This is a genomic window from Kribbella sp. NPDC051952, assembly GCF_040680855.1.
Taxonomy (GTDB): Bacteria; Actinomycetota; Actinomycetes; order Propionibacteriales; family Kribbellaceae; genus Kribbella.
Window position 1 is genome coordinate 271,910 of record NZ_JBFAXQ010000005.1, and the last position, 21,850, is coordinate 293,759.

Genomic DNA, 21,850 nt, shown 5'->3' on the forward strand with positions numbered 1-21,850 from the left:
CTGGGAGGGGACCGTCATGCGCGGGTTCAGGCGATGGACGGCGGGGTTCACCGCAGTAGCGGTGGTCGCGCTGGGGCTGGGTACGGCGACTGCTGCGCCGGCGGAGGTACTTGCGGATCGGTTGGTGACGTTGACCGGGTCGCTGCAGAGTGAGCTCGGGTGTGCGGCCGACTGGGATCCCGGCTGTGATGCGACCAGTCTCGGGACGGCAGCGCCATACTCGAAGGTGTTCGACGTACCGGCCGGCTCGTACGAGTACAAGGTCACGATCAACAAGGGCTGGGACGAGAACTACGGCGCCGGTGGAGTGCTGGGCGGCGCGAACATCCCGCTCGCGATCCAAGGCCCGGCCAAGCTGGTCTTCACGTACGACGACACCAGCCACCTCGTCACCGTGAAGCCGGTGGACCTGGCCGGCTCGGCGGTGACCGCGGCGGACAAGACGCTCGCGTCGCCGAGTCTGCGCAAGGACCTCACCAAGGAGCGCTTCTACTTCTTGATGGCGGACCGGTTCGCCAACGGCAACAAGGCCAACGACGCCGGCGGTCTGACCGGCGACCGGATGGCGACCGGCCTGGACCCGACCGACAAGGGCTTCTACCACGGTGGCGACCTGGCCGGCGTGATGCAGAAGCTCGACTACATCAAGTCGCTCGGTACGACGTCCATCTGGCTCACGCCGTCGTTCAAGAACCAGCAGGTGCAGGGCACCGGCGCGAACGCGAGCGCCGGGTACCACGGCTACTGGATCACGGACTTCACCCAGATCGACCCACATCTCGGCACCAACGCGGACATGCGGCAACTGATCACGCTCGCGCACAAGAAGGGGATGAAGGTCTTCTTCGACATCATCACCAACCACACCGCCGACGTGATCGACTACCAGTCCCATCAGTACGGGTACATCCCGAAGTCCACCTCGCCGTACAAGGATGCTGCCGGCAACGTCTTCGACGACAAGCAGTACGCCGGCGGCGACACGTTCCCGCCGCTGGACAAGAACATCTCGTTCCCGAACGTGCCGGTGTTCCGGACGCCGGCCGACGAGACCGTCAAGGTCCCGGCCTGGCTGAACGACCCGACGCTGTACCACAACCGCGGCGACTCGACCTTCGCCGGCGAATCCGCCGAGTACGGCGATTTCGTCGGACTGGACGACCTGTTCACCGAGCAGCCGAAGGTCCGCGACGGGATGATCGACGTCTACAAGACCTGGGCCGAGTTCGGTATCGACGGGTTCCGGATCGACACGGTCAAGCACGTCAACCTGGAGTTCTGGCAGAAGTTCTCCCCGCAGATCCTGGCCGCGGCCAAGAGCGCCGGGTCGAAGAACTTCTTCATGTTCGGCGAGGTGTTCGACGCCAACCCGACCTTCATGTCGACGTATACGACCCAGGGCGCGCTGCAGGCGACGCTCGACTTCGGGTTCCAGCAGAACGCGGTCGCCTACGCGAAGGGTGACTCGGGCACCAAACTGCGCGACCTCTACGCGAACGACGACTACTACACCGATGCGGACTCGAACGCGTACCAACTGCCGACGTTCCTCGGCAACCACGACATGGGCCGGGTCGGCACCTTCATCAAGCAAGGCGGTGCCAACGGGACGGAACTGCTCGCCCGGGACAAGCTGGCGCACTCGCTGATGTTCCTGACCCGTGGTCAGCCGGTCATCTACTACGGCGACGAGCAGGGCTTCACCGGGCCGGGCGGTGACAAGGACGCGCGGCAGGACATGTTCGCGACCAAGACCGCCGACTACACCGACGACGAGATCGTCGACGGCTCCGGTACGACGACAATCGGCAGCAAGGACCGGTACGACGTCAACGCGCCGATGTACAAGCACATCGCGGCCCTGGAGAAGCTCCGGGCGAAGTACCCGGCGTTGTCCGACGGCCGCCAGGTCCACCGGTACTCGTCGAACACCAACGGCCTCTACGCGTTCAGCCGTCTCGGCACCGACAACGTGGAGTACCTGGTGGTCGCGAACAACTCGACCACGGCCGGGACCGCGACGATTCCGACGTACGGGTCGAACAGTTGGCTCAAGCCGGTCTATGGCGGGTCCAAGGCCGTGAAGACCGACCGCGAGGGCAGAGTGGTCCTCAGCCAGGCACCTCTGTCGGTGACTGTCTACCAAGCGCAGAGCAAGGTCCCGTCGCGGTCGAAGGCGCCTGCTGTCTACGTGAGCTCGCCAGAGCTCGGTGCGACGGTCGGTGGGCGTGCTGAGATCGCTGCGGCGGTGCCGGCCAACACTCCGGTCACTGTGACCTTCGGCTATCGCCCAGTGGGTACGACGGCTTGGCAGCGACTCGGCTCCGACGACAACGCGCCGTACCGGGTGTTCCAGGACGTGTCCGGGCTGCCCAAGGGAACGCTGCTCGAGTACCGGGCGGTGTTGCGCGATGTCTCCGGCAACTACTCGGTGTCCGGTTCGTACGGCGTGGTTGGCGATGCTGCTGCACCGGGTGGTGGCGGGGGTGGCACCGGTCCCGTCGTACAGCCCGCGAACGTCAGCGTGCCGGGTGACCACAACAGCGAGATGGGCTGCGCGGCGGACTGGTCGCCGGACTGCGACCAGGCGCAGCTGACGCTGGACCCGAAGGACAAGGTGTGGAAGGGCACGTACACCATCCCGGCCGGTGAGCACGCCTACAAGGCGGCGATCAACAAGACCTGGGACGAGAACTACGGTGCCGGTGGGGTACTGAACGGCTCGAACATCTCCTACACCGCTCCGGCCACACCGGTGACCTTCTACTACGAGCACGGCCGGCACGTCGTGACGTCCAGTGCCGAGGGACCAATCATCACCGTGCCCGGGTCGTTCCAGTCCGAGCTGGGATGTCCCGCGGACTGGGATCCGGCCTGTATGCGGCCGTGGTTGACCGACGAGGATGGCGACGGCACCTATACGTGGTCGACCAGTGAGTTGGGAGCTGGCAATTATGAGGCGAAGGTCGCGCACAACCTGTCCTGGGACGAGAGCTACCCGGCGAACAACGTGCCGATCTCTGTGCCCGGGGACGGGCTCGTCGTCAAGTTCTCGTACGTCCTCGCGACGCACGCGCTGACGGTGACCACCTCCAAGCCCGGCGCCCAGCCGGACCTCAGCCAGGCCAAGGCGCAGTGGGTCTCTCGCGACCTGCTCGCCGTACCGCCGGTCGCGCACCCGGAGCGGTCGCGGTGGCGGCTGCACTGGTCGGCCGACGGGTCGTTGAAGGTCGACGCCGACGACATCGGCGGCGCCTCGGCCGAACTGCGGTACGACCCGAAGGGGCTGCCCGCGTCGGTGCTGGCGAAGTTCCCGGCCTTGAAGGGCTATACGGCGCTGAGGCTCGACCACGGTGATGCCCGGAAGATCCTGACCGGGCAGCTCGGGTTGGCGCAGTACGACGACGTCGGGCGGCTGCTCGACGCGACCGGCGTACAGATTCCCGGCGTGCTCGACGACGTCTATGGGTCTGCGACCGGACGCACGTACGGCGTGAGCTGGCGCGGCGGTGCGCCGACGTTCACGCTGTGGGCGCCGACGGCTCAGAACGTGAGTCTGATTGTTGGATCGTCGACAATCCCGATGCGTCGCGGTGACGACGGGTCGTGGTCCGTGACCGGACCACGGTCGTTGAAGGACGCGCCGTACCGCTACCAGGTGACGGTCTACGCGCCGTCCACCGGCAAGGTCGAGACCAACGTCGTCACCGACCCGTACTCGGTCGCGCTGACGACGGACTCGGCGTACTCGGTCGCGGTCGACCTGAACGATCCGGCCGGCAAACCGGCCCTGTGGTCGGGTACGCCGGCGCCGAAGCTGGCGCGTGGTGTCGATTCGACCATCTACGAACTGCACGTCCGCGACTTCTCCATCAACGACAGCACGGTGCCAGCGACTCACCGCGGGACCTACTTGGCGTTCGCGGACGAGGGCGACGGGACGAAACATCTGCGCGCGCTGGCGGCGGCCGGTCTGAACACGGTCCACCTGTTGCCGACGTTCGACATTGCCTCGATCCCCGAGACCGGACAGCAGACGCCGGCGTGCGATCTGAAGTCGTTCCCGGCGGACTCCGATCAGCAGCAGGCCTGCGTGACGGCGACGGCGGCGAAGGACGGCTTCAACTGGGGCTACGACCCGTACCACTGGCTCGCGCCGGAGGGCTCGTACGCGACCGCTCGTGATGGGCTGGCCCGCGTGGCCGAGTTCCGCACGATGGTCGGCGGTCTGCACAAGTCCGGGCTGCGCGTCGTACTCGACCAGGTCTACAACCACACCCCGGCTGCCGGTCAGGCGCCGACCTCCGTGCTGGACAAGGTCGTGCCCGGGTACTACCAGCGGCTGAACGCGACCGGCACGGTGGAGACGTCGACCTGCTGCAGCAACATCGCGACCGAGCACACCATGGCCGAGAAGATCATGGTCGACAGCACCGTCAGCTGGGCCCGGAACTACCACGTCGACGGCTTCCGCTTCGACCTGATGGGCCATCACAGCAAGGCGAACATGCTCAAGGTCCGGGCCGCCCTCGACAAGCTGACCCTGGCCAAGGACGGCGTCGACGGCAAGAAGATCTACCTGTACGGCGAGGGCTGGAACTTCGGCGAGGTCGCGAACGACGCGCTCTTCGTCCAGGCCCGGCAGGGCAACCTCGGCGGCACCGGGATCGGCACGTTCTCGGACCGGCTCCGCGACGGTGTGCGCGGCGGTGGTCCGTTCGACGACAATCCGCGGATCCAGGGCTTCGGTTCCGGTGAAGCGAGCGACCCGAACGGTGACCCGATCAACGGGACGCCATCCGAACGCGCGGCGCGGCTCGCGCACGACACCGACCTGATCCAGCTCGGGCTGGCCGGCAACCTCCGGTCGTTCACGTTCCGCTCCGCCTCGACAGGTGACGTCGTACGGGGTGACGCGGTCGACTACAACGGCGCACCGGCCGGGTACGCCGATCAGCCGGACGAGGTGATCAGTTATGTCGATGCCCACGACAACGAAACGTTGTGGGACACGCTGACCTACAAGTTGCCGACAGCAATGACGATGCCGGACCGGATCCGGATGAACACGGTGTCGCTGGCAACGACCGCACTGGCCCAGACCCCGTCGTTCTGGCACGCGGGCGCGGATCTGCTGCGAAGCAAGTCCCTCGACCGCAACTCGTACGATTCGGGCGATTGGTTCAACACACTCGACTGGACCGGGGCCGACAACGGCTTCGGTCATGGCCTACCGCCGAAGACCGACAACGAGGCCAAGTGGCCATACATCAAACCCTTGCTGGGCAACGCGGCGCTGAAGCCGACGGCCGCTGAGGTGGCGACTGCGTCCACCGCGGCCGCCGACCTGCTGAAGCTCCGCTTCTCGACGCCGCTGTTCCGCTTGGGCTCGGCAAACCTGATCAACACCAAGGTCAGCTTCCCGCTGAGCGGTGCGAACCCAGGCGTGATCACCATGCGCATCGACGACACCGTCGGCCCCAACGTCGACCCGGCCCTCAAGGGCGTCCTGGTCGTCTTCAACTCCACCGGCTCGCCCGTCACCCAGACCGTGCCAGATCTGGCCGGCGCCAACCTAACCCTCTCCCCCATCCAGGCCGCAGGCTCCGATCCAGTGGTGAAGCAGACCACCTGGACCGCATCCTCCGGCACCGTCACCGTCCCAGCCCGATCGGTCGCGGTTCTGGTCCAGAAATAGCGCAATCAGCCGTGCAGGAGGCCGGCCAGGATCTGGTCGGTCTCCGGCGGCTTCGCGTCGGTGCCGGTGTAGGAGAGCGTCAGGGACAGGTCCGCTGAGTGATAGCTCAGGGTCAGGTACCCGTAGAAGCCGCCGGTGTGGCCCCAGACCACCTGACCGTCCGGGAGTTCGCGACGTTCGATGCCGAGGGCGTAGCCGTAGGGCTCATTCGGCTGGAACACGGTGAGCATCGCTTGGTGCTCCGGCTTCGCGAGCAGGTCGCCTTCGAGTACGGCGGCATAGAACGTGTTGAGGTCGGTGGCTGTCGAGACGAGCTCGCCTGCCGCCCAGGCCTGGGATGCGTTGCATCTGGCCAGGTCGACCAGCTCACCGTCCACCGGTAGATACGCACTGGCATGAGGTTCGGGCAGCTCCACGTCGTCGCCCGGCAGGATCGTGCGCTCGAGGCCCAGTGGTTGCAGGATCCGGCGCGCGACCTCATCGCCGTACGGGTTGCCCGTCACGGCCTCGATCAGCAGGCCGAGCGCGATGTAGTTGGTGTTGGAGTACGACCATGAACTACCCGGCGCGAACAGTCCCGGCTTCTCCAGACCAGCGCTCAGCATTTCCTGCGGCTCCCGGTGCAGGTAGCGATCCCGGAGGATGCCGACCGGCTCAGGGAGGTCGTCGGTGTAGTTGTAGAGGCCGCTGGTGTGGTTGAGGAGTTGCCGCAGGTCGATCGACACGCCCGGCACCCACTGGTCGATCGGCTCGTCGAGTTGGAGCTTGCCCTCTCCGACCAGCTGCAGCACGACGGTCGCCGTGAAGGTCTTCGTGATGCTTCCGGCCCGGAACCACCCGTCTGGATCCACAGGCTGATCGGTGCCGACCCGGGCGACGCCGCTGGAGCCGATCCAGGTTTGCTTGGGCGACCGGTAGTGCAGGAGCACCCCGGCCGCGCCGTCGTTGACCAACGAGTCCAGGTACGTCTGCATCTGGTCACTGTGTCACGCAGCTGTGTCACGCAGCTGTGTCAGGTGAGGGCGGCGAAGCGGCTGGCCGCGACGAAGGCGGCCAGGGCCAGGAGGATGGTGTTGGCCGCTGCCGACTTCGGCTCCTTGAGCGACGCGTGTGAGGTGGCGGCGCCGATCATGACGACGGACAGGCCGACCGCGGCGAGCGGCGTGAGAACCCGGGCCGTCTCGGTCAGCCACGGTGCGAACAGGCCCGCGACGGCGAACAGCTCGCACACCGCGACGATGCGGACGAGCGGCATCGGGAACGGAGCGATGCCGGTCTGGCCGCTGGCGATCAGACGCTCGCGGGACATCGTCGACTTCGCGAGGCCGGAGATCGTGAAGACCACAGCCAGTACGGCGGTCAGGATCCAGGTGATCGTGTTCATGTCGATTGCAGACGATCGACAATCCTCCTGTGTGACAGTGGCATGGTTTGTCACTGGGAGACGCCCTCGATCGTCTGTGAAGGTGTGATGGAGGAACTCAGGCCACTGCTGCTGTCGATCGCGTACCGGATGCTGGGAAGCTTCGGCGACGCGGAGGACGTCGTGCAGGAGGCCTACCTGCGGCTCCACCGCGAAGCCGAGGTGACGTCGCCGAAGGCGTTCCTCACCACGGTGACGACCCGGCTCGCGATCGATCAGCTCCGGTCCGCACGCCGACAGCGCGAGACCTACTACGGCCCTTGGCTGCCTGAGCCGGCGGTGGACGAGTACGTCGACCTGGCCGATCGGGCCGTCCTCTCGGACTCGCTGTCCACCGCGTTCCTGGTCGTGCTCGAGCGCCTGTCCCCCGACCAGCGCGCGGTGTTCCTGCTCTGCGACGTCTTCGGCTACTCGTACGACGACCTGGCCCGGTTCATCGGCAAGACACCGGCCGCCTGCCGCCAGCTCGCCGTCCGGGCTCGTCGTCGGATTGCAGACAATCGACCGCGCTTCGACCCGTCACCCCACGAACGCGACGAGCTGGTCCGCCGTTTCGTCGCGGCCGCCGAGGACGGCGAACTCGAGGCCCTCGTCGATCTCCTCGCCCCCGACGCCACCTTCACCGGAGACGGCGGCGGCAAGGGCGGCTTCCCGCGGCCGGTCCACGGCGCCGGCAACGTCGCCCGGATGCTGATCGGTGCCTTCGGCAAGTTCAACCAGCTCACCCCGGAACAGGTCCACGTCGGCGGTCAGCCCGCGCTCCGGATCCACGACCCGGAGGACCGCACGGTCGGCATCTGGTCGTTCGTCGTCACCGCGGGCCGGATCCAGACCATCCACGGCGTGGTCAACCCCGACAAACTCGCGCACCTGCAGTCGTCAGGGGATTCGGACGACCAACGCTGACGGGTCGACCGAGGCGGTCAGCACCCGGCCGTCGGAGATGGTGTCACCGTCCAGTTGCCGGCGTACCGTCGTCGCGGCTGTCACCTGGATTTGCCGCCCGGTGAACCGCTCGACGTGCTGCTCGCGCCACGACTTCACGACCAGGCTCAGCACGAGCCGCGGCCAGTGACTGATCCGCCGCGGCGCCACCACGACGGCATCGATCAGCCCGTCGTCCGGCTGCGCGTCGGGCAGCAGCGGGATGTTCGCCTGCAGCGTGCCGACGTTGCCGATCACCACAGTCCGCGCACGCCGTCGTACGGGCGTCTGATTGTCGACAATGATCTCGACCCGGACGAACGGGTGGTTGAGGTTCTTCAGCGTGGACACGACGTACGCGGCCCAGCCGACGCGCTTCTTCAGCTCGTCCGGCGCATCCGCGATGATCGCGGCATCCAGACCCATCCCTGCCATCACGACGAACCGATCAGAGCTCAGTTCGTCGCCTTCGATCAGCACGCTGTCGATCCGGCGCTCGTTGCCACCGAGGAGTTCGGTCAGGGCGACGTCCAGATCCAGCGAGATCCCGAGGTTGCGGGCCAGCAGGTTCCCGGTCCCGGCCGGTAGCACCGCGACCGGGATGCCGGTCCGGGCGAGTTCCGCGCAGACAACCCGGACGGTCCCGTCACCACCGGCGACCACGACCAGGTCGACCGCGTCGTCGATCGCGCGCTGCGCCATCGTCACGCCCGCATCGTCCTCGGTCGTCTCGAGCCAGAGCGCTACGTCGAAGTCCCGCCCGGTCAATGCGGCTTCGACGGTACGTCGGAAGCCGTCCGGCACCTTGATCGGATTGACGATCACGGCTGCCCGCCTGTCAGAACACACCTGATATTTGTCCGTTCTTGAAGATAACGTGCGTGAGGTGAGCAGACTTCCACGGAGTACACCAGAAGCCCAGGGGTTGTCCGCCGCGGCGCTCGACGCGTTTGTCGCGGCGCTCGACGCGTCCGAGCCGGAGATCCAGACCGTGATGCTGCTTCGGCACGGTCACGTCGTACTCGAGGAGGAGTGGTCACCGTACCGGTTGACCGACCCACATCTCCTCTTCTCCGTGTCGAAGAGCTTCACGTCGACCGCGGCCGGCCTGGCGATCGAGGCCGGGCTGCTGTCGCTGGACGACCAGGTCATCTCGTTCTTCGAGCCGGACGAGCTGCCGGAGACGATCAGCGACAACCTGGCCGCGATGAAGGTCCGGCACCTGCTGACCATGACCACCGGCCACGATCAGGACACCGTCGACGCGCTCAGCCGCGATCGCCGGATGATCAAGGTCTTCCTCGGCCTCGACGTCGAGCACGAGCCGGGCACGGTGTTCGTCTACAACAGCGGCGCGACGTACATGGTGTCCGCGATCCTGCAGCGCCTGACCGGTGAGCGGGTGCTGGACTACCTGCGGCCGCGGCTGTTCGAGCCGCTCGGCGCGACCGAGGCGACCTGGCAGGTGTCGAAGGAGGGCATCACCGTCGGCGGCTGGGGTCTGAGCATCAACACCGAGTCGCTCGCCTGCTTCGGTCAGCTGCTGTTGCAGCGCGGCCAGTGGGAGGGCAAGCAGCTCGTCCCCGCCGAGTGGTACGAAGCGGCCACCTCCAAGCAGGTCTCGAACGACAACCAGGAGAACCCGGACTGGAAGCAGGGGTACGGCTTCCAGTTCTGGCGCGGCCGCCACAACACCTACCGTGGCGACGGTGCGTTCGGCCAGTTCTGCCTGGTCTTCCCCGAGTACGACGCCGCCCTCATCGTCACGAGTGCCACCACCGACATGCAGGCGATCCTCAACACCGTCTGGGACCACCTCCTCCCCGCGCTCGAGGGCAAGGAGGTCGCGGCGGTCGCCCGGCCGGAGCGGCTGGAGCTCGCAGCGCCGAGCGGTCCCGCGCCGACCGCTGGGGACGGGCAGACCTACCGGTTCACCGAGCCGACGGTGACCGGGCTCGTGGCGGTTCGGCTGGATCCGGACGGCACCGGCGTGCTCAGCTTCTCCGACGATCACGATCGCGTGTACGAGCTCGTGTGTGCTCCTGGCAACTGGAATGAGCAGACAAAGCCGCTCGACGACGCGAGCGCCGAGGCCGGTAACCGCGTCCTGACCAGCGCGTACGGCGACGGCGATGCGTTCGTGGCGACCATCCGGTGGGTGGAGACGCCGTTCGTCGCGAAGCTCACCTGCCGGGTCGCGGACGGCACCATGACCGTGGACGGCGACGTCAACGTGTCATTCGGGCCGACGACGTTCAGCATCACGTCTGAGGCGTGATCGAGGTCACTGTCACAGGCTGAGGGCGGCGCGTGTCCTCCGGGTCGTAACAACAGACGACGGAGGAATGACATGAAGGTCTTGGTAGCAGGTGCGACCGGTGGATTGGGTCGGTCGTTGGTGCCGCAGCTGGTCGCGGCCGGGCACGAGGTGACCGGGATGATCCGGTCCGAGCGCGGCGCGGCCGGTGTGCGGGCGTTCGGGGCAGACGTCGTACTCGCGGATGGCCTCGACGCCGACGCGGTGATGGCCGCGGTGGACTCGGCCCGCCCGGAGGTCGTCGTACATCAGATGTCCGCGCTCAAGGGCGGCATCGACTTCAAGCACTTCGACGACAGCTTCGCGCTGACGAACCGGCTCCGCACCGAAGGCACCGACAACCTGCTCGCCGCTTCCCAGGCTGCCGGCGTACGACGGTTCGTCGTCCAGTCGTACGCCGGCTGGAACTTGCAACACGGTGGATCCACGACGAAGACCGAGGCTGATCCGATGGACCCGGATCCGGTCCCGGCGCAGCGCAAGACGATGGCCGGTATCAAGCACCTGGAGTCGGTCGTCACCAATGCCTCGGGGATCGAGGGTGTGGCGCTGCGGTACGGGAGCTTCTACGGGCCGACCGGTGACATCGGCAAGGGCGGCTCGATGGTCGAAATGATCCAGAAGCGCAAGCTGCCGCTGATCGGTGACGGGACCGGCGTGTGGTCGTTCATCCACTACGACGACGCGGCCGACGCGACGGTGAAGGCGATCGAGAGCGACGCGACGGGCATCTTCCAGATCGCCGACGACGACCCGGCGCAGGCGGCGGTGTGGCTGCCGGAGTTCGCCCGCATTCTCGGTGCGAAGGCGCCTCGGCACCTGCCGGCATGGATCGCGCGCCTCGCGGTCGGCGACGTCGGCGTGGCTGCCTTCACCGAGATCCGCGGCGCGGACAACACCTTGGCAAAGGCAACCTTCAACTGGCAACCCGCCTACGCCTCCTGGCGAGAAGGCTTCCGCAACGGCCTCTAAACCCTTCCAACCCGCCCACTCACCACACCGACTGGTGAGTGGACGGGGTCCTTGGAGGCTTTAAAGCTTCTGGCTCTCCCTTCCAACCCACCCACTCAACACACACCGGCTGGTGAGGATCAGAGTCCTCCGGAGACTTTAGAGCTTTTGGCTGAAGGTGAGGGTTTCGCCGCGGGCTCCGCCCATCCACAGGTCCTGGCAGGCCGCGGCGAACTCCTCGAGGTTCTCGGTGACGGTGCCGAACACGTTGCCGGGAACCCACCCCTGGTCCCCATTGATCAGCAGATTGTTCCGCCCGTAGAACACAGCCAGATCGACAATCGCACCAGTCGTCCCCGTGCCAGTCGTGTTCTCATACCCGTACGCCGGATTCCCCAGATCATCGGAATCGAACGAGAACCAGCACAGGTCCCCCGGGATCGGCGTGACCGTCGTGTTCTCCTTGCCCGGGTCGAACGTCGCGAAGCCCGGGAGCAGCGTGTAGATCTCGTTTCGCGCGTACTTCCCGTGGAACACCGGCGCCGACAACGGCAACGAGTCCCACACCGCCGTACACGTCCGCGGCGCGACATCGTCGAGCAGCTTCGCGACGCAGCTCACGCCCCGCTTGTCCAGGCTGACGGTGACGAACCTGCTCATCGTGCCTCCAAGGTTGGGGTACGGCGATGCCAATCGGTAGCCGCTTGATACGCCTGGCCGACGCGCAACGTAAGCGAATCCGCATGCCGAGCCGCGACGATCTGCAGCCCGACCGGCAGGCCCGTCCGGGTGAATCCGCACGGAACGCTGAGCGCCGGCTGCTGGGTGAGGTTGAACGGGTACGTGTACGGCGTCCAGCTGGTCCAATCCGGTGATGCGCTACCGTCCGGCACGTCCTGGCCAACCGGGAAGGCAGGGATCGGGAGCGTTGGCGTCACGAGTACGTCGTACTGCTGATGGAACCTGCCCATCAGCTGACCGAGCTCCATCCGGGTGCTGGTCGCGTCGAGGAAGTCGGACGCGGAGTACGCCGTCCCGAGGTCGGCGACCCGGCGCAGTCCGGGATCGACCCGATCGTCCACCTGGTAAGCCTCGAGCACCTTCGCCGCGCCGGACCACCAGAGGATGTGGAACGCGTCGACCGGATCCGCGAACCCGGGATCGACCTCGATCACCTCGGCGCCGGCGGCCGCGAGTTGCTGAACCGCCGCGCGGACCAGCGCATCCACCTCGGGATCATTGTCAACAAAACCAAGATCGGACGAGAAGGCAATCCGAACGCCGACAATCCCGTCATCGAGCCCGCTCGTGAACGAGGTGGCCGGCGTGGGCATCGCGGACCAGTCGCGGGCGTCGTACCCGGTGATCACGTCGAGCAGCACCGCCGCATCCCGTACCGTCCGCGTCATCGGCCCGGCGTGCGACAAGGTCCCGAACGCACTCGGCGGATACAACGGGATCACGCCGTACGTCGGTTTGAGCGCGACCGTGCCCGTGAACGCGGCCGGGATCCGGACCGACCCACCGCCGTCGGTGCCGACCGACCACGCACCCATCCCGAGCGCGACCGCGGCCGCCGATCCACCGCTCGAACCACCGGGGGTCGTGGCGAGATCCCAGGGGTTGCGGGTCACGCCGTACTTGGAGGAGTCGGTGACGCCCTTCCACGAGTACTCCGGGGTGGTCGTCTTGCCGAGGATGACCGCGCCGGTCTCGCGCAGCCGGGCGACCGACGGGGCGTCCTCATCCCACGGCCCGGCCTCGTCGATCATCGTGCTGCCGCGTAGCGTCGGCCATCCCCTCGTCCACAACGCGTCCTTGATCGAGGTCGGTACGCCGTCGCCCGGACCCAGTGGCTCCCCTGAATGCCACCGGGCCTCGGACTCCTTCGCCGCGGCAAGTGCGCCCTCGGCATCCACCAGGACGAACGCGTTGACCTGGTCGTCGTACTGTTCGATCACGTCCAGCGCGGCCTGTGTCGCCTCGACCGGCGAGATGGTCCTGCGCCGATATCCCGCAATCAACTCGCTCGCCGACAGATGCGGCGGCCCCGCGGCGGCTCGTGCCTCCGGCAAGTGCGGCGACCCTGCGGCGGCTCGTGCCTCCGGCAAGTGCGGCGACCCTGCGGCGGCTCGCGCTTCCGGCGAGTTGGGTGTTGGCTGCGTCATCGGGCTCCCGTCGGGATGTAGCCGAGCTTCTTGTCCACCACGTTGAGCAGTGGTTCACCGGCCAGCCAGCGCCGGACGTTCTCGGCGAACTGGGCGGCGAGGGTGTCCCGCCACCCGATCACATCGCCGGACATGTGCGCGGTGATCGTCGTGTTGGGTGCGCTCCAGAGCGGGTGGGTGGACGGCAGCGGTTCGCGGTCGAAGACGTCGAGGGTGGCGGCGATTCTCTTGTCCCGCAAGGCTTTCAGCAGCGCAGCTTCGTCGACAATCGGACCACGGGCGACGTTGATCAGATGCGCACCGGGTCGCATCGCGGCCAGCACGTCGTCGTTGACCAGCCCACGCGTCGCGTCCGTCAACGGTGCCGCGAGTACGAGATGATCTGCCCACCCGGCCTCGGCCGAAAGCTTGCTACTAGCAACAACTTCGCCGAAGTCGGGATCGCCTGACCGCGCCACGCGCCCGGCCCCTCGGACCTCCATCCCGGCCGCCCGCAGCAGCTGGGCGGTGGCCCGTCCGATCGCGCCCGTGCCGACGATCAGCACGTGCGCACCGAGAATGGTCTGCGTCTCCCGGTGCCGCCACTCGCGCTGTGCCTGGAACTCCAGACTCCGCCGGCTGTCCTTAGCGTGCGCGATCACCGCACCGAGCACGTACTCCGCAATCGGACGATCGAACACCCCATGCGCATTCGTCACCACGACGTCGGAGTCCCGAAGCTCGTCGAACAGCAAGGTGTCGACCCCGGCCGCGGTCACATGAATCCACTCCACCGACCCAGCGTCCGCCCAAACGTCCCGCACCGCCGTAGAAAAGAAGTCCCACAACATCAACCCCCGAGCCCCCCGCACCGCCTCCCCCAACCCCGCCGAATCACAAAACCGAAACTCAACCCCCAACCCCTCCAACCCAGGCGGCACCACCAACCCACCCGCGGGAGCGGTTGGTTCATCCGCGAGCCCAGGTGGGGTGGGCGTACGCACACGTGTGGGGGCGGGTGGTTCCGCGGGTTCGGGCGGGGTGGGGGCCCGGGCGCAGAGCACCGCGATGATGGGGGGCTCGGCGGGGGTGGGCATGCGTCGAGGCTAGGAACCCGCCCGTAGGATTGTCAACAATCCTGTCGCAGCCGCACACTGTCCCGCATGACCCCGCAGTCACACGCCGCACCACCCTCGCCGTCGGAAGTCGTGCGCCCCTCACAGCCGGACCTCGCCCGACCCCCGCAGTCCGACCTCGCACGACCCCCGCAGCCGGACCTCGCACAACCCTCCCAGTCCGATGTCGCATGAGCCTCGCGATCGGACATTGCATGCCCCGCACAGTCCGACGTCACACGACCCGCGCAGCCGGACCCCGCACGACACCTGCAGTCCGACCTCCCATGACCTCCGCAGTTGGGCGCCGCATGACCCACACGGTCCGACGTCACACGACCCGCACGGCCGGACCCCGCACGACCCACGCAGTCCAACCTCGCATGACCCCTGCAGCCGGACGTCGCATGACCCTCGTAGCCGGACGGCGCGACCCCGTAGTCAGATGTCGTATGACCCTCGGGGTCGGACGGCGCTTGACCCTCGGGGTCGGAGACTGAGTCGCATGATGTTGCGTCCGCCCACTCGCCCGTTGCCGGCGTCGGTACCGCCGCTGCTGCAGACCGGCATCGGCGTCGTCGCACCGTATGACTTCGCGCTCGACCGGGAACTCTGGCGCTGGGTACCCGACGACGTGACCCTGCATCTGACCCGGACGCCGTACGCCCCGCTCGCGGCAACCGTCGAGATGGCTCTGCACATCTCCGACCCGACCCTGATCGCCCGTTCGACCACCGACGTACTCCCGGTCTCACCGCTCGCAGTCGCCTACGCCTGCACCTTCGGCAGCTTCGTCGGTGGGCTTGCCGGTGAGGCCGCGCTGGTCGACGCAATGGTCGGAGCCGGAGCGCCCGCCGCGGTGACGACGAGTGGAGCGTTGCTGATGGCTTTACGCCACCTCGGCCTCAACAGGATCGCGACGGTGACGCCGTACACGAACGACCTGACCGCGGGCCTCACCACGTTCCTAGCCGAGGCCGACATCGAGGTGGTCGCGACCGCCGGGCTGGGCCTGATCGCACAGATCTGGGCAGTCCCGTACGAAACCACCGTCGAACTCGTCCGCAGCGTCGACACCGACGATGCCGAGGCCGTGTTCATCAGCTGCACGAACCTCCCGACGTACGACGTCATCGCCGGCCTCGAAGCCACCATCGGCAAACCCGTCCTGACCGCCAACCAAGTAACCATCTGGTCCGCCCTGGCCCTAACCGGCCACCTCGCCACCGGCCCAGGCCAGTCCCTCCTCGCCACCCAGCAACCGCACAAGACCTGAGCACATCACCCAAGTTCAAACTCAGCACGAGGCCTGAGCACAGCACCCGAGCATTGGCCCGCCCGTGTAGTGCCTGAGCGTGGGATGCGGGTGCGGGTTGCGGTTGGGGGTTCTTCTTGTTGATGAGAGGCCGTTAGGATTGTTGACAATCTGCATGCCGACAAAAGGTGTGTAGAGCCAGCGTTGGATGGGGTGATGGGGTGTCGGACCTGCTTGAGCAGGCGGTTGAGCCGGGTGAGTACGCCGGCCGGCTCCGGCAGGTCCGCGCCGCTCTGGCCGAGCGGGGCTTCGGGGCGCTCGTGGTCAGTGACCCGGCGAACCTCTTATATCTGACCGGGTACGACGCCTGGTCCTTCTACACCCCGCAATGCCTGGTCGTCCCGGCCGACGGCGAACCGCATCTGTTCGCACGAGCGATGGACGCGGCCGGAGCGTCGTACACCTGCAATCTGCCCGCGGACCAGATCCACGGCTACCCCGAAGACCTCGTCCACCGCCCCGACGTGCACCCATACGACTGGATCGCCGGAGTCGCCGGCGAACTCATCCCGACCGACGCGGACGTCGCCGTCGAGGCCGACTCGCACTACTTCTCCGCCCGCAGTTACCTTGCCCTCGGCAACGGCCTCCCCGGCCGCCGCCTGGTCGACTCGGCCGAACTCGTGAACTGGATCCGCCTGATCAAGTCACCGCACGAGCTACGCCAACTCCGGATCGCCGGCTCGATCGCCGCTCAGGCGATGCGGATCGCCCTCGACCAGCTCCGGCCCGGCCGACGGCAGTGCGACCTGGTCGCCGAGATCCTCGCCGCCCAGGCCACCGGTACGCCGGAACACGGTGGCGACTATCCGTCGATCGTGCCGATGCTCCCGACCGGCGAAGCCGCTGGTACGCCGCACCTCACCTGGACCGACCGCCCGTTCCGGAGCGGCGAAGCAACCACGATCGAACTCGCCGGCGTCTTCGGCCGGTACCACGCTCCCCTCGCCCGCACCGTGATGCTGGGCGATCCACCGCGACGGCTGCGCGAGACGGCGAAGATCGTTGCCGAAGGTATGCAAGCAACGTTGTCGACAATCCGACCAGGTGTACCCGGAAGCGTCGTCCACGCGGCGTTCAACGACGTGATCGTCGCGCACGGGCTGGTGAAGGACTCCCGGATCGGGTACTCCATCGGCATCGGCTACCCACCCGACTGGGGTGAGCGCACGGTCAGCCTGCGCCCCGGCGAGACCACCGTGCTGGCGGCCGGGATGGCCTTCCACGTGATCCTCGGGATGTGGATGGACGGCTGGGGATACGAACTGTCCGAGCCCGTCGTCGTCACGGCGACCGGCGTAGAGCACCTGACCGACCTGCCGCACGAACTGACGATCAGGAGGTAGACCCGTGCAATCTCTCCCGTACGCCGGACGCGTCGCCGGACTCGTGGGATCGGTGATCGACTCGAGTACGTCGTTGCTGCACAAGCAGACGCACGACATCGTCCGGTTCGCGATGGGATCACCCGCAGCGGAAGCCGTACCGTCGGCCATCCTCTCCGGGATCGCTGCCGAACAACTGAGCCGGCCCGACGCGTACGACTACGCGGCCACCGAAGGCGATCCGCCACTGCACGCGGCCCTGCTCGACATGCTGCGCGGTACCACCGACGAGACCACCGCCGACCGGCTCACCATCACCGCCGGCGGGATGCAGGGACTCGACCTCGTCTGCAAGCTCTTCGTCGACCCCGGTGACCTGGTGGTCGTCGAATCACCGACGTACACGAATGGCAGCGCCACCGCCCTCTCGTACGGCGCCGAGTTGCTCGAGGTCCCGGTAGATGTCGACGGGATGATTGTCGACGATCTGCCGAAGCTCCTCGATGGACGGCGGCCGAAGGCGATCTACACGATCCCGACGTTCCAGAACCCGTCCGGCGCCACGCTCTCGCTGGCGCGACGGCAGCGGCTGCTCGAGCTGGCGCGGTCCTGGGGATCGATGGTGATCGACGACGATCCGTACGGGTTGCTGCGGTTCGCCGGGGATCCGTTGCCGACGTTGCGTGAGCTAGGTGCGGGCGATCCGCTCGTGTTCGCCGTACGCACGTTCTCGAAGATCGTCGCGCCAGGACTCCGGGTCGGCTGGGTCGACACCGCTCCGGAACTGCAGCCGCTGCTGATCAACGCGAAGCAGGCGATGGACACCTGCACGAACCTGCCGGCCCAACGGCTGCTGGCCGGGTTCCTGAGCGGCGGGCATCTCGAGGATCACCTGGTCACGCAGCGGGCCGAGTACAAGCGGCGCAAGGAGGCGATGCACGCGGCGCTGCAAGAGAACTTCGGCGACATCGCCCGGTGGACCGATCCCGAGGGCGGCTTCTTCCTCTGGGTCACGCTCGAGGCCGAGGTCGACACCAACGCCCTGTTCGAGATCGCGCTCGCCGAGGGCGTCGCGTTCATCCCCGGCCCCGCCTTCTCCCCCACCGGCCGCTTCACCAACGCCCTCCGCCTCTGCTTCGCCTCCACCCCACCCGAGCGGATCCACGAAGGCATCACCCGTCTCCGCCGCGCCGCCGACAAACTGTTGCCCTAGACAACAAACTGTTCTCTCCGTTCTCTCACCACCCACACCACAGGTGAGAGGATTCGTTTACTGCGCCGTTACACGTGGGGACGTCGGCTGAAACTGGCACGTCCTGAACTGGAACGGACCCGCTGACATGGCGGGGCGCCCCTAGGGTTCCGCTGCCGAGTCGGCAGGTCTGGTCCGAGAGGGGAGGCGGAGCTTCACGACGGCGCGGGCCGTCACGACAGCGCCGCTCCACGGCGGGACAAAAGCCCGGGAGGCCTTGAATGGCCCCGGGCTGCCGCGCGCATTCCGGGCCGATCCGACGGAGGCCGGAATGTCAGCCACCCCTGAAACACTGACCTCACCCACCGACCATCTCGGCACCGAGGATCTGGGCCGGTTCGGCTACGCCCAGCAGCTCTCGCGCCGGGTCGGCAGCTACGCCTCGTTCGCGGCGGGATTCTCGTTCGTATCCATCCTGACCACCGTCTTCCAGCTGTTCGGGCTCGGATTCGGCTTCGGCGGTACGGCGTTCTTCTGGACCTGGCCCGTCGTCCTGGCCGGCCAACTGATGGTCGCGTTGTGCTTCGCCGAACTCGCCGCCCGCTACCCGCTGTCCGGGGCGATCTACCAGTGGGCGCGACGACTCGGCGGCGCCGTCGTCGGCTGGTTCGCCGGCTGGACGATGGTGATCGCGCAGATCATCACGCTCGCCACCGCAGCGATCGCGCTGCAGGTCGTCTTGCCGACGGTCTGGTCCGGCTTCCAATTGGTCGGGACGGACTCCGCACTGTCGTCGAAGGACGGCGCGGCCAACGCCGTCGTACTGGGCTGCTTGCTCCTCGTCGTGACCACGGTGCTCAACGCGACGAGCGTCCGGATCACCGCGGTCGTCAACTCGGTGGGTGTGACCTGCGAGCTGATTGGCGTCGTTCTGATCGTCATATTGATGACAAGCCGTGCCGAGCGCGGGCCGTCGGTGGTCTTGCACACGACGAACCTCGACAGCTCGACCGGGTACGTCGTACCGCTGCTCATCTCCGCGTTGATGGCGGCGTACGTGCTGGTCGGCTTCGACAGTGCGGGTGAACTGGCGGAGGAGACGCACAAGCCGCGCGCGACCACGCCGCGGACGATCATCCGTGCGGTCGTCACCTCCGGGATCGGCGGCGCGTTCCTCATCATCGCCGCGTTGATGGCCGCGCCGTCGCTGACCGACGGCGACCTCGCCACCGAGGGTCTCCCTTACGTCCTGACCAGCCGACTCGGTACGACGGCAGGCAAGCTGCTGCTCCTGGACGTCGCACTCGCGGTTTGCGTTTGCACGCTGGCGATCCAGACCGCGGCCGCCCGGATGATCTTCTCGATGGCGCGCGACAATGTTCTGCCCGCGTCGGCGCGGTTGCGGCAGGTGTCGCGCCGAACCGGCACTCCGGTCGCGGCGACGATCGTGCCCGGAGTACTGGCCGCCGTCTGCCTGGTCGTGAACGTGGGCAACGCCGGCCTGTTCCTCGGCCTCGCGAGCGTCTGCATCATGCTGCTCTACGTCGCGTATCTGATGGTCACGATGCCTTTGCTGGTACGGCGATTGACCGGCACCGGACTGTCCGCGGGACTGGACGAGAACGGGCGGCCGTTGTTCTCGCTCGGGCGCTTCGGTCTGATTGTCAACATTCTTGCGGTCGGCTACGGACTCGCGATGGCAATCAACCTCGGCTGGCCGCGCGCGGACGTCTACGACCCCGCGGGCGAGGCCTGGTACCTGCATTACCTCCCACTACTCACGCTCGCGATCGTCGCGGTCGGCGGAGTGATCGCGTACAGCGGTCAACGGCGCGCGTACCACGCATCGATCGCACCCGCCGTCGCAACCGCGACCGAGGCGGGGGCGACCGTTGGCGGGGCGACCGTTGGCGGGGCGGCTGTTGGTGGGGCGACCGTTGGCGGGGCGCCTGTCGATGGGGCGCCTGTCGGTGGGGCGCCTGTCGGTGGGGCACCTGCCGAGGGCGCGGCTGTCGAGGGGGTGACTGCATGAGGCATGAGATTCCTGGTTCCGCGGCCTGGTCGGTCCCGGTCCGCGCGGGCCGCGCCATCACGCTGACCGCGCTCGAGGACGGGGCAAACGCCACCGTGCTGATCATCGGGGCCGACCGGCTCGACCGCCTGAACATCCCGGACACGCTGAAGTCGCAGATGTCGGCTCGCATCCACGCCGGCCTGGTCCTGATGTCTGATCGAGGTCTCGCGCTGGCGACGGTCCTCGCCTCCTCGCTCGACTGGCACGACTGCCTGACTGGGCACCTCCCCGACCAACTACTACGACTTGAACTGATCAAGCACGGCTTCGGCCCGGCCGACCTGCACGGCTGCATCAACTTCTTCTCGAAGGTCGCGATCAAGGACGACGCGCGGGCCTCGCTCACCTTCGTCCCTAACCACGCCCACACCGGAGACAGCGTCACGTTGCGCGCCGAACAGGACCTGCTCGTCTTCATCTCCACCGCCCCACATCCGTTATCCACAGCCGATCCCGCCGCTAGCCCCACGCAGCTCGAAGCCCAGGGCAACGCCTCGCGGCTCGAAGCCCCGGCCATCGCCGCGCAGGTCACAGCCCCAGCCATCGCGGTACAACTCGAAGCCGCCGACCCCGCCGATCCCACGGATCCCGGAGGTCTCGCGAATCTCGGAGGTCTCGCGAATCTCGGAGGTCTCGCGAATCTCGGAGGTCTCGCGGATCCCGGAGGTCCCGCGGATCGCGGACGCCCCGCGGATCTGGAGTTGCGCGCCGAGGCGATCCGGGCTCTCGAGCTGACCAGGGAGTTGATCGCATGAGCGTCATCGAGACGACCGTTGCCCTGGACACCGTCGTCGACCCCGGCGACGGCGCACTGCTGACCGTGCCCGCAGGCGGTCGCTTGCGGATCGTCGACCTGCATGGCAACCAGGCCGTGGACACCTTGTTCTACGACGCCCACGACATCGACAACAGGTACTCCGCCTTCGACACGATCCGCGCCCAGCAAGCCATCTACCTGACCACCGGATCGCGACTGCTATCGACCGGCCTCGACGAACTCGCCGTGATCACCGACGACACCTGCGGCCGCCACGACACCGTCGGCGGCGCCTGTTCGCAGGAGAGCAACGTCATCCGGTACGGCGTACACACGCGACACCAGCACGCCTGTCGCCAGACCTTCCTCACCTACGGCGCGCCTGTCGGCATCGGTCAACGCCAGCTCACCCACAACGTCAACTTCTTCATGAACGTCCCGGTCACCTCGACCGGCGACCTCAGGTTCGAGGACGGCCTGTCCGCCCCCGGCCGGTACGTCGAACTCACCGCGAGCCGGGACATCTTCGTCCTGATCAGCAATTGTCCGCAGGTCAACAATCCTTGTAACGGCTGGAATCCGACACCGGTGCAGCTCCTGGGCTGGTGGTGA

Annotated in this window: 16 protein-coding genes; 10 read left to right on the forward strand and 6 right to left on the reverse strand. The window is 67.3% G+C overall.

The annotated features are described in order from the left end of the window. Positions 1 to 16: 16 nt before the first annotated feature. Positions 17 to 5,698, forward strand: coding sequence for a pullulanase-type alpha-1,6-glucosidase (pulA, locus tag AB0L70_RS12755; protein WP_363683180.1), 5,682 nt, complete (start codon positions 17 to 19; stop codon positions 5,696 to 5,698). A gap of 5 nt (positions 5,699 to 5,703) precedes the next feature. On the opposite strand, the gene AB0L70_RS12760 is transcribed toward pulA, so the two are convergent. Both AB0L70_RS12760 and AB0L70_RS12765 read right to left on the reverse strand, forming a co-directional pair. Continuing rightward, positions 5,704 to 6,672, reverse strand: a complete 969-nt coding sequence (locus tag AB0L70_RS12760) for a serine hydrolase domain-containing protein (protein ID WP_363683182.1) — start codon at positions 6,670 to 6,672, stop codon at positions 5,704 to 5,706. Positions 6,673 to 6,710: 38 nt separating this feature from the next. Further along, complete coding sequence (locus AB0L70_RS12765) at positions 6,711 to 7,082, reverse strand: DoxX family protein (RefSeq protein ID WP_363683184.1); 372 nt, start codon at positions 7,080 to 7,082, stop codon at positions 6,711 to 6,713. An 87-nt stretch (positions 7,083 to 7,169) separates the two neighbouring features. Between AB0L70_RS12765 and sigJ the strand changes: the two genes are divergently transcribed. Then, the gene (gene sigJ / locus AB0L70_RS12770) at positions 7,170 to 8,027 is read left to right on the forward strand and encodes an RNA polymerase sigma factor SigJ (RefSeq protein WP_363683186.1); all 858 of its coding nucleotides are present in this window, start codon (positions 7,170 to 7,172) and stop codon (positions 8,025 to 8,027) included. On the opposite strand, the gene AB0L70_RS12775 is transcribed toward sigJ, so the two are convergent. Continuing rightward, entirely contained in the window at positions 8,001 to 8,870 is an 870-nt protein-coding gene (locus AB0L70_RS12775) for a diacylglycerol kinase family protein (RefSeq protein ID WP_363683188.1), read from the reverse strand. The two genes, sigJ and AB0L70_RS12775, sit on opposite strands and share 27 nt — an antisense overlap. Positions 8,871 to 8,931: 61 nt before the next feature. Between AB0L70_RS12775 and AB0L70_RS12780 the strand changes: the two genes are divergently transcribed. Then, positions 8,932 to 10,323 (forward strand): serine hydrolase, encoded by a 1,392-nt coding sequence (locus AB0L70_RS12780; protein WP_363683190.1) that lies wholly within the window; start codon positions 8,932 to 8,934, stop codon positions 10,321 to 10,323. Positions 10,324 to 10,395: 72 nt separating this feature from the next. Continuing rightward, positions 10,396 to 11,334, forward strand: coding sequence for an NAD(P)-dependent oxidoreductase (locus AB0L70_RS12785; RefSeq protein WP_363683192.1), 939 nt, complete (start codon positions 10,396 to 10,398; stop codon positions 11,332 to 11,334). A 138-nt stretch (positions 11,335 to 11,472) separates the two neighbouring features. On the opposite strand, the gene AB0L70_RS12790 is transcribed toward AB0L70_RS12785, so the two are convergent. The 3 genes from AB0L70_RS12790 to AB0L70_RS12800 all read right to left on the reverse strand — a co-directional run bounded on the left by AB0L70_RS12790 (position 11,473) and on the right by AB0L70_RS12800 (position 14,404). After that, complete coding sequence (locus AB0L70_RS12790; protein ID WP_363683194.1) at positions 11,473 to 11,973, reverse strand: DUF3830 family protein; 501 nt, start codon at positions 11,971 to 11,973, stop codon at positions 11,473 to 11,475. Continuing rightward, on the reverse strand, positions 11,970 to 13,388 hold the full coding sequence (locus tag AB0L70_RS12795; RefSeq protein WP_363683196.1) for an amidase: 1,419 nt from the start codon (positions 13,386 to 13,388) through the stop codon (positions 11,970 to 11,972). Before AB0L70_RS12795 ends, AB0L70_RS12790 begins: the two co-directional genes overlap by 4 nt. A gap of 89 nt (positions 13,389 to 13,477) precedes the next feature. Continuing rightward, on the reverse strand, positions 13,478 to 14,404 hold the full coding sequence (locus AB0L70_RS12800; protein WP_363683399.1) for a D-2-hydroxyacid dehydrogenase: 927 nt from the start codon (positions 14,402 to 14,404) through the stop codon (positions 13,478 to 13,480). Positions 14,405 to 15,080: 676 nt separating this feature from the next. Between AB0L70_RS12800 and AB0L70_RS12805 the strand changes: the two genes are divergently transcribed. The 6 genes from AB0L70_RS12805 to AB0L70_RS12830 all read left to right on the forward strand — a co-directional run bounded on the left by AB0L70_RS12805 (position 15,081) and on the right by AB0L70_RS12830 (position 21,850). Then, entirely contained in the window at positions 15,081 to 15,851 is a 771-nt protein-coding gene (locus AB0L70_RS12805; protein WP_363683198.1) for an Asp/Glu racemase, read from the forward strand. Between the two features lie 200 nt (positions 15,852 to 16,051). Next, entirely contained in the window at positions 16,052 to 17,236 is a 1,185-nt protein-coding gene (locus AB0L70_RS12810) for a M24 family metallopeptidase (RefSeq protein ID WP_363683200.1), read from the forward strand. 4 nt (positions 17,237 to 17,240) lie between these two features. Further along, entirely contained in the window at positions 17,241 to 18,428 is a 1,188-nt protein-coding gene (locus AB0L70_RS12815; RefSeq protein WP_363683202.1) for a PLP-dependent aminotransferase family protein, read from the forward strand. Between the two features lie 310 nt (positions 18,429 to 18,738). After that, a complete protein-coding gene (locus AB0L70_RS12820; protein ID WP_363683204.1) occupies positions 18,739 to 20,439 on the forward strand; it encodes an amino acid permease in 1,701 nt (566 codons plus the stop codon). Beyond that, a complete protein-coding gene (locus AB0L70_RS12825) occupies positions 20,436 to 21,236 on the forward strand; it encodes a DUF1989 domain-containing protein (RefSeq protein ID WP_363683206.1) in 801 nt (266 codons plus the stop codon). The genes AB0L70_RS12820 and AB0L70_RS12825 overlap by 4 nt, the downstream gene beginning before the upstream one ends. Next, positions 21,233 to 21,850 carry an urea amidolyase associated protein UAAP2 gene (locus tag AB0L70_RS12830; protein ID WP_363683208.1) on the forward strand — a complete coding sequence of 206 codons (618 nt, stop codon included), beginning with the start codon at positions 21,233 to 21,235 and terminating at the stop codon, positions 21,848 to 21,850. Before AB0L70_RS12825 ends, AB0L70_RS12830 begins: the two co-directional genes overlap by 4 nt.

Bases quoted from the DNA above. Each gene is read 5' to 3' on its own strand.
- sigJ (WP_363683186.1), top strand. From the start codon at position 7,170: ATGGAGGAACTCAGGCCACTGCTGCTGTCGATCGCGTACCGGATGCTG.
- AB0L70_RS12825 (WP_363683206.1), top strand. From the start codon at position 20,436: ATGAGGCATGAGATTCCTGGTTCCGCGGCCTGGTCGGTCCCGGTCCGC.
- AB0L70_RS12790 (WP_363683194.1), bottom strand. From the start codon at position 11,973: ATGAGCAGGTTCGTCACCGTCAGCCTGGACAAGCGGGGCGTGAGCTGC.
- AB0L70_RS12820 (WP_363683204.1), top strand. From the start codon at position 18,739: ATGTCAGCCACCCCTGAAACACTGACCTCACCCACCGACCATCTCGGC.
- AB0L70_RS12785 (WP_363683192.1), top strand. From the start codon at position 10,396: ATGAAGGTCTTGGTAGCAGGTGCGACCGGTGGATTGGGTCGGTCGTTG.
- AB0L70_RS12760 (WP_363683182.1), bottom strand. From the start codon at position 6,672: ATGCAGACGTACCTGGACTCGTTGGTCAACGACGGCGCGGCCGGGGTG.
- AB0L70_RS12765 (WP_363683184.1), bottom strand. From the start codon at position 7,082: ATGAACACGATCACCTGGATCCTGACCGCCGTACTGGCTGTGGTCTTC.
- AB0L70_RS12830 (WP_363683208.1), top strand. From the start codon at position 21,233: ATGAGCGTCATCGAGACGACCGTTGCCCTGGACACCGTCGTCGACCCC.
- AB0L70_RS12805 (WP_363683198.1), top strand. From the start codon at position 15,081: ATGATGTTGCGTCCGCCCACTCGCCCGTTGCCGGCGTCGGTACCGCCG.
- pulA (WP_363683180.1), top strand. From the start codon at position 17: ATGCGCGGGTTCAGGCGATGGACGGCGGGGTTCACCGCAGTAGCGGTG.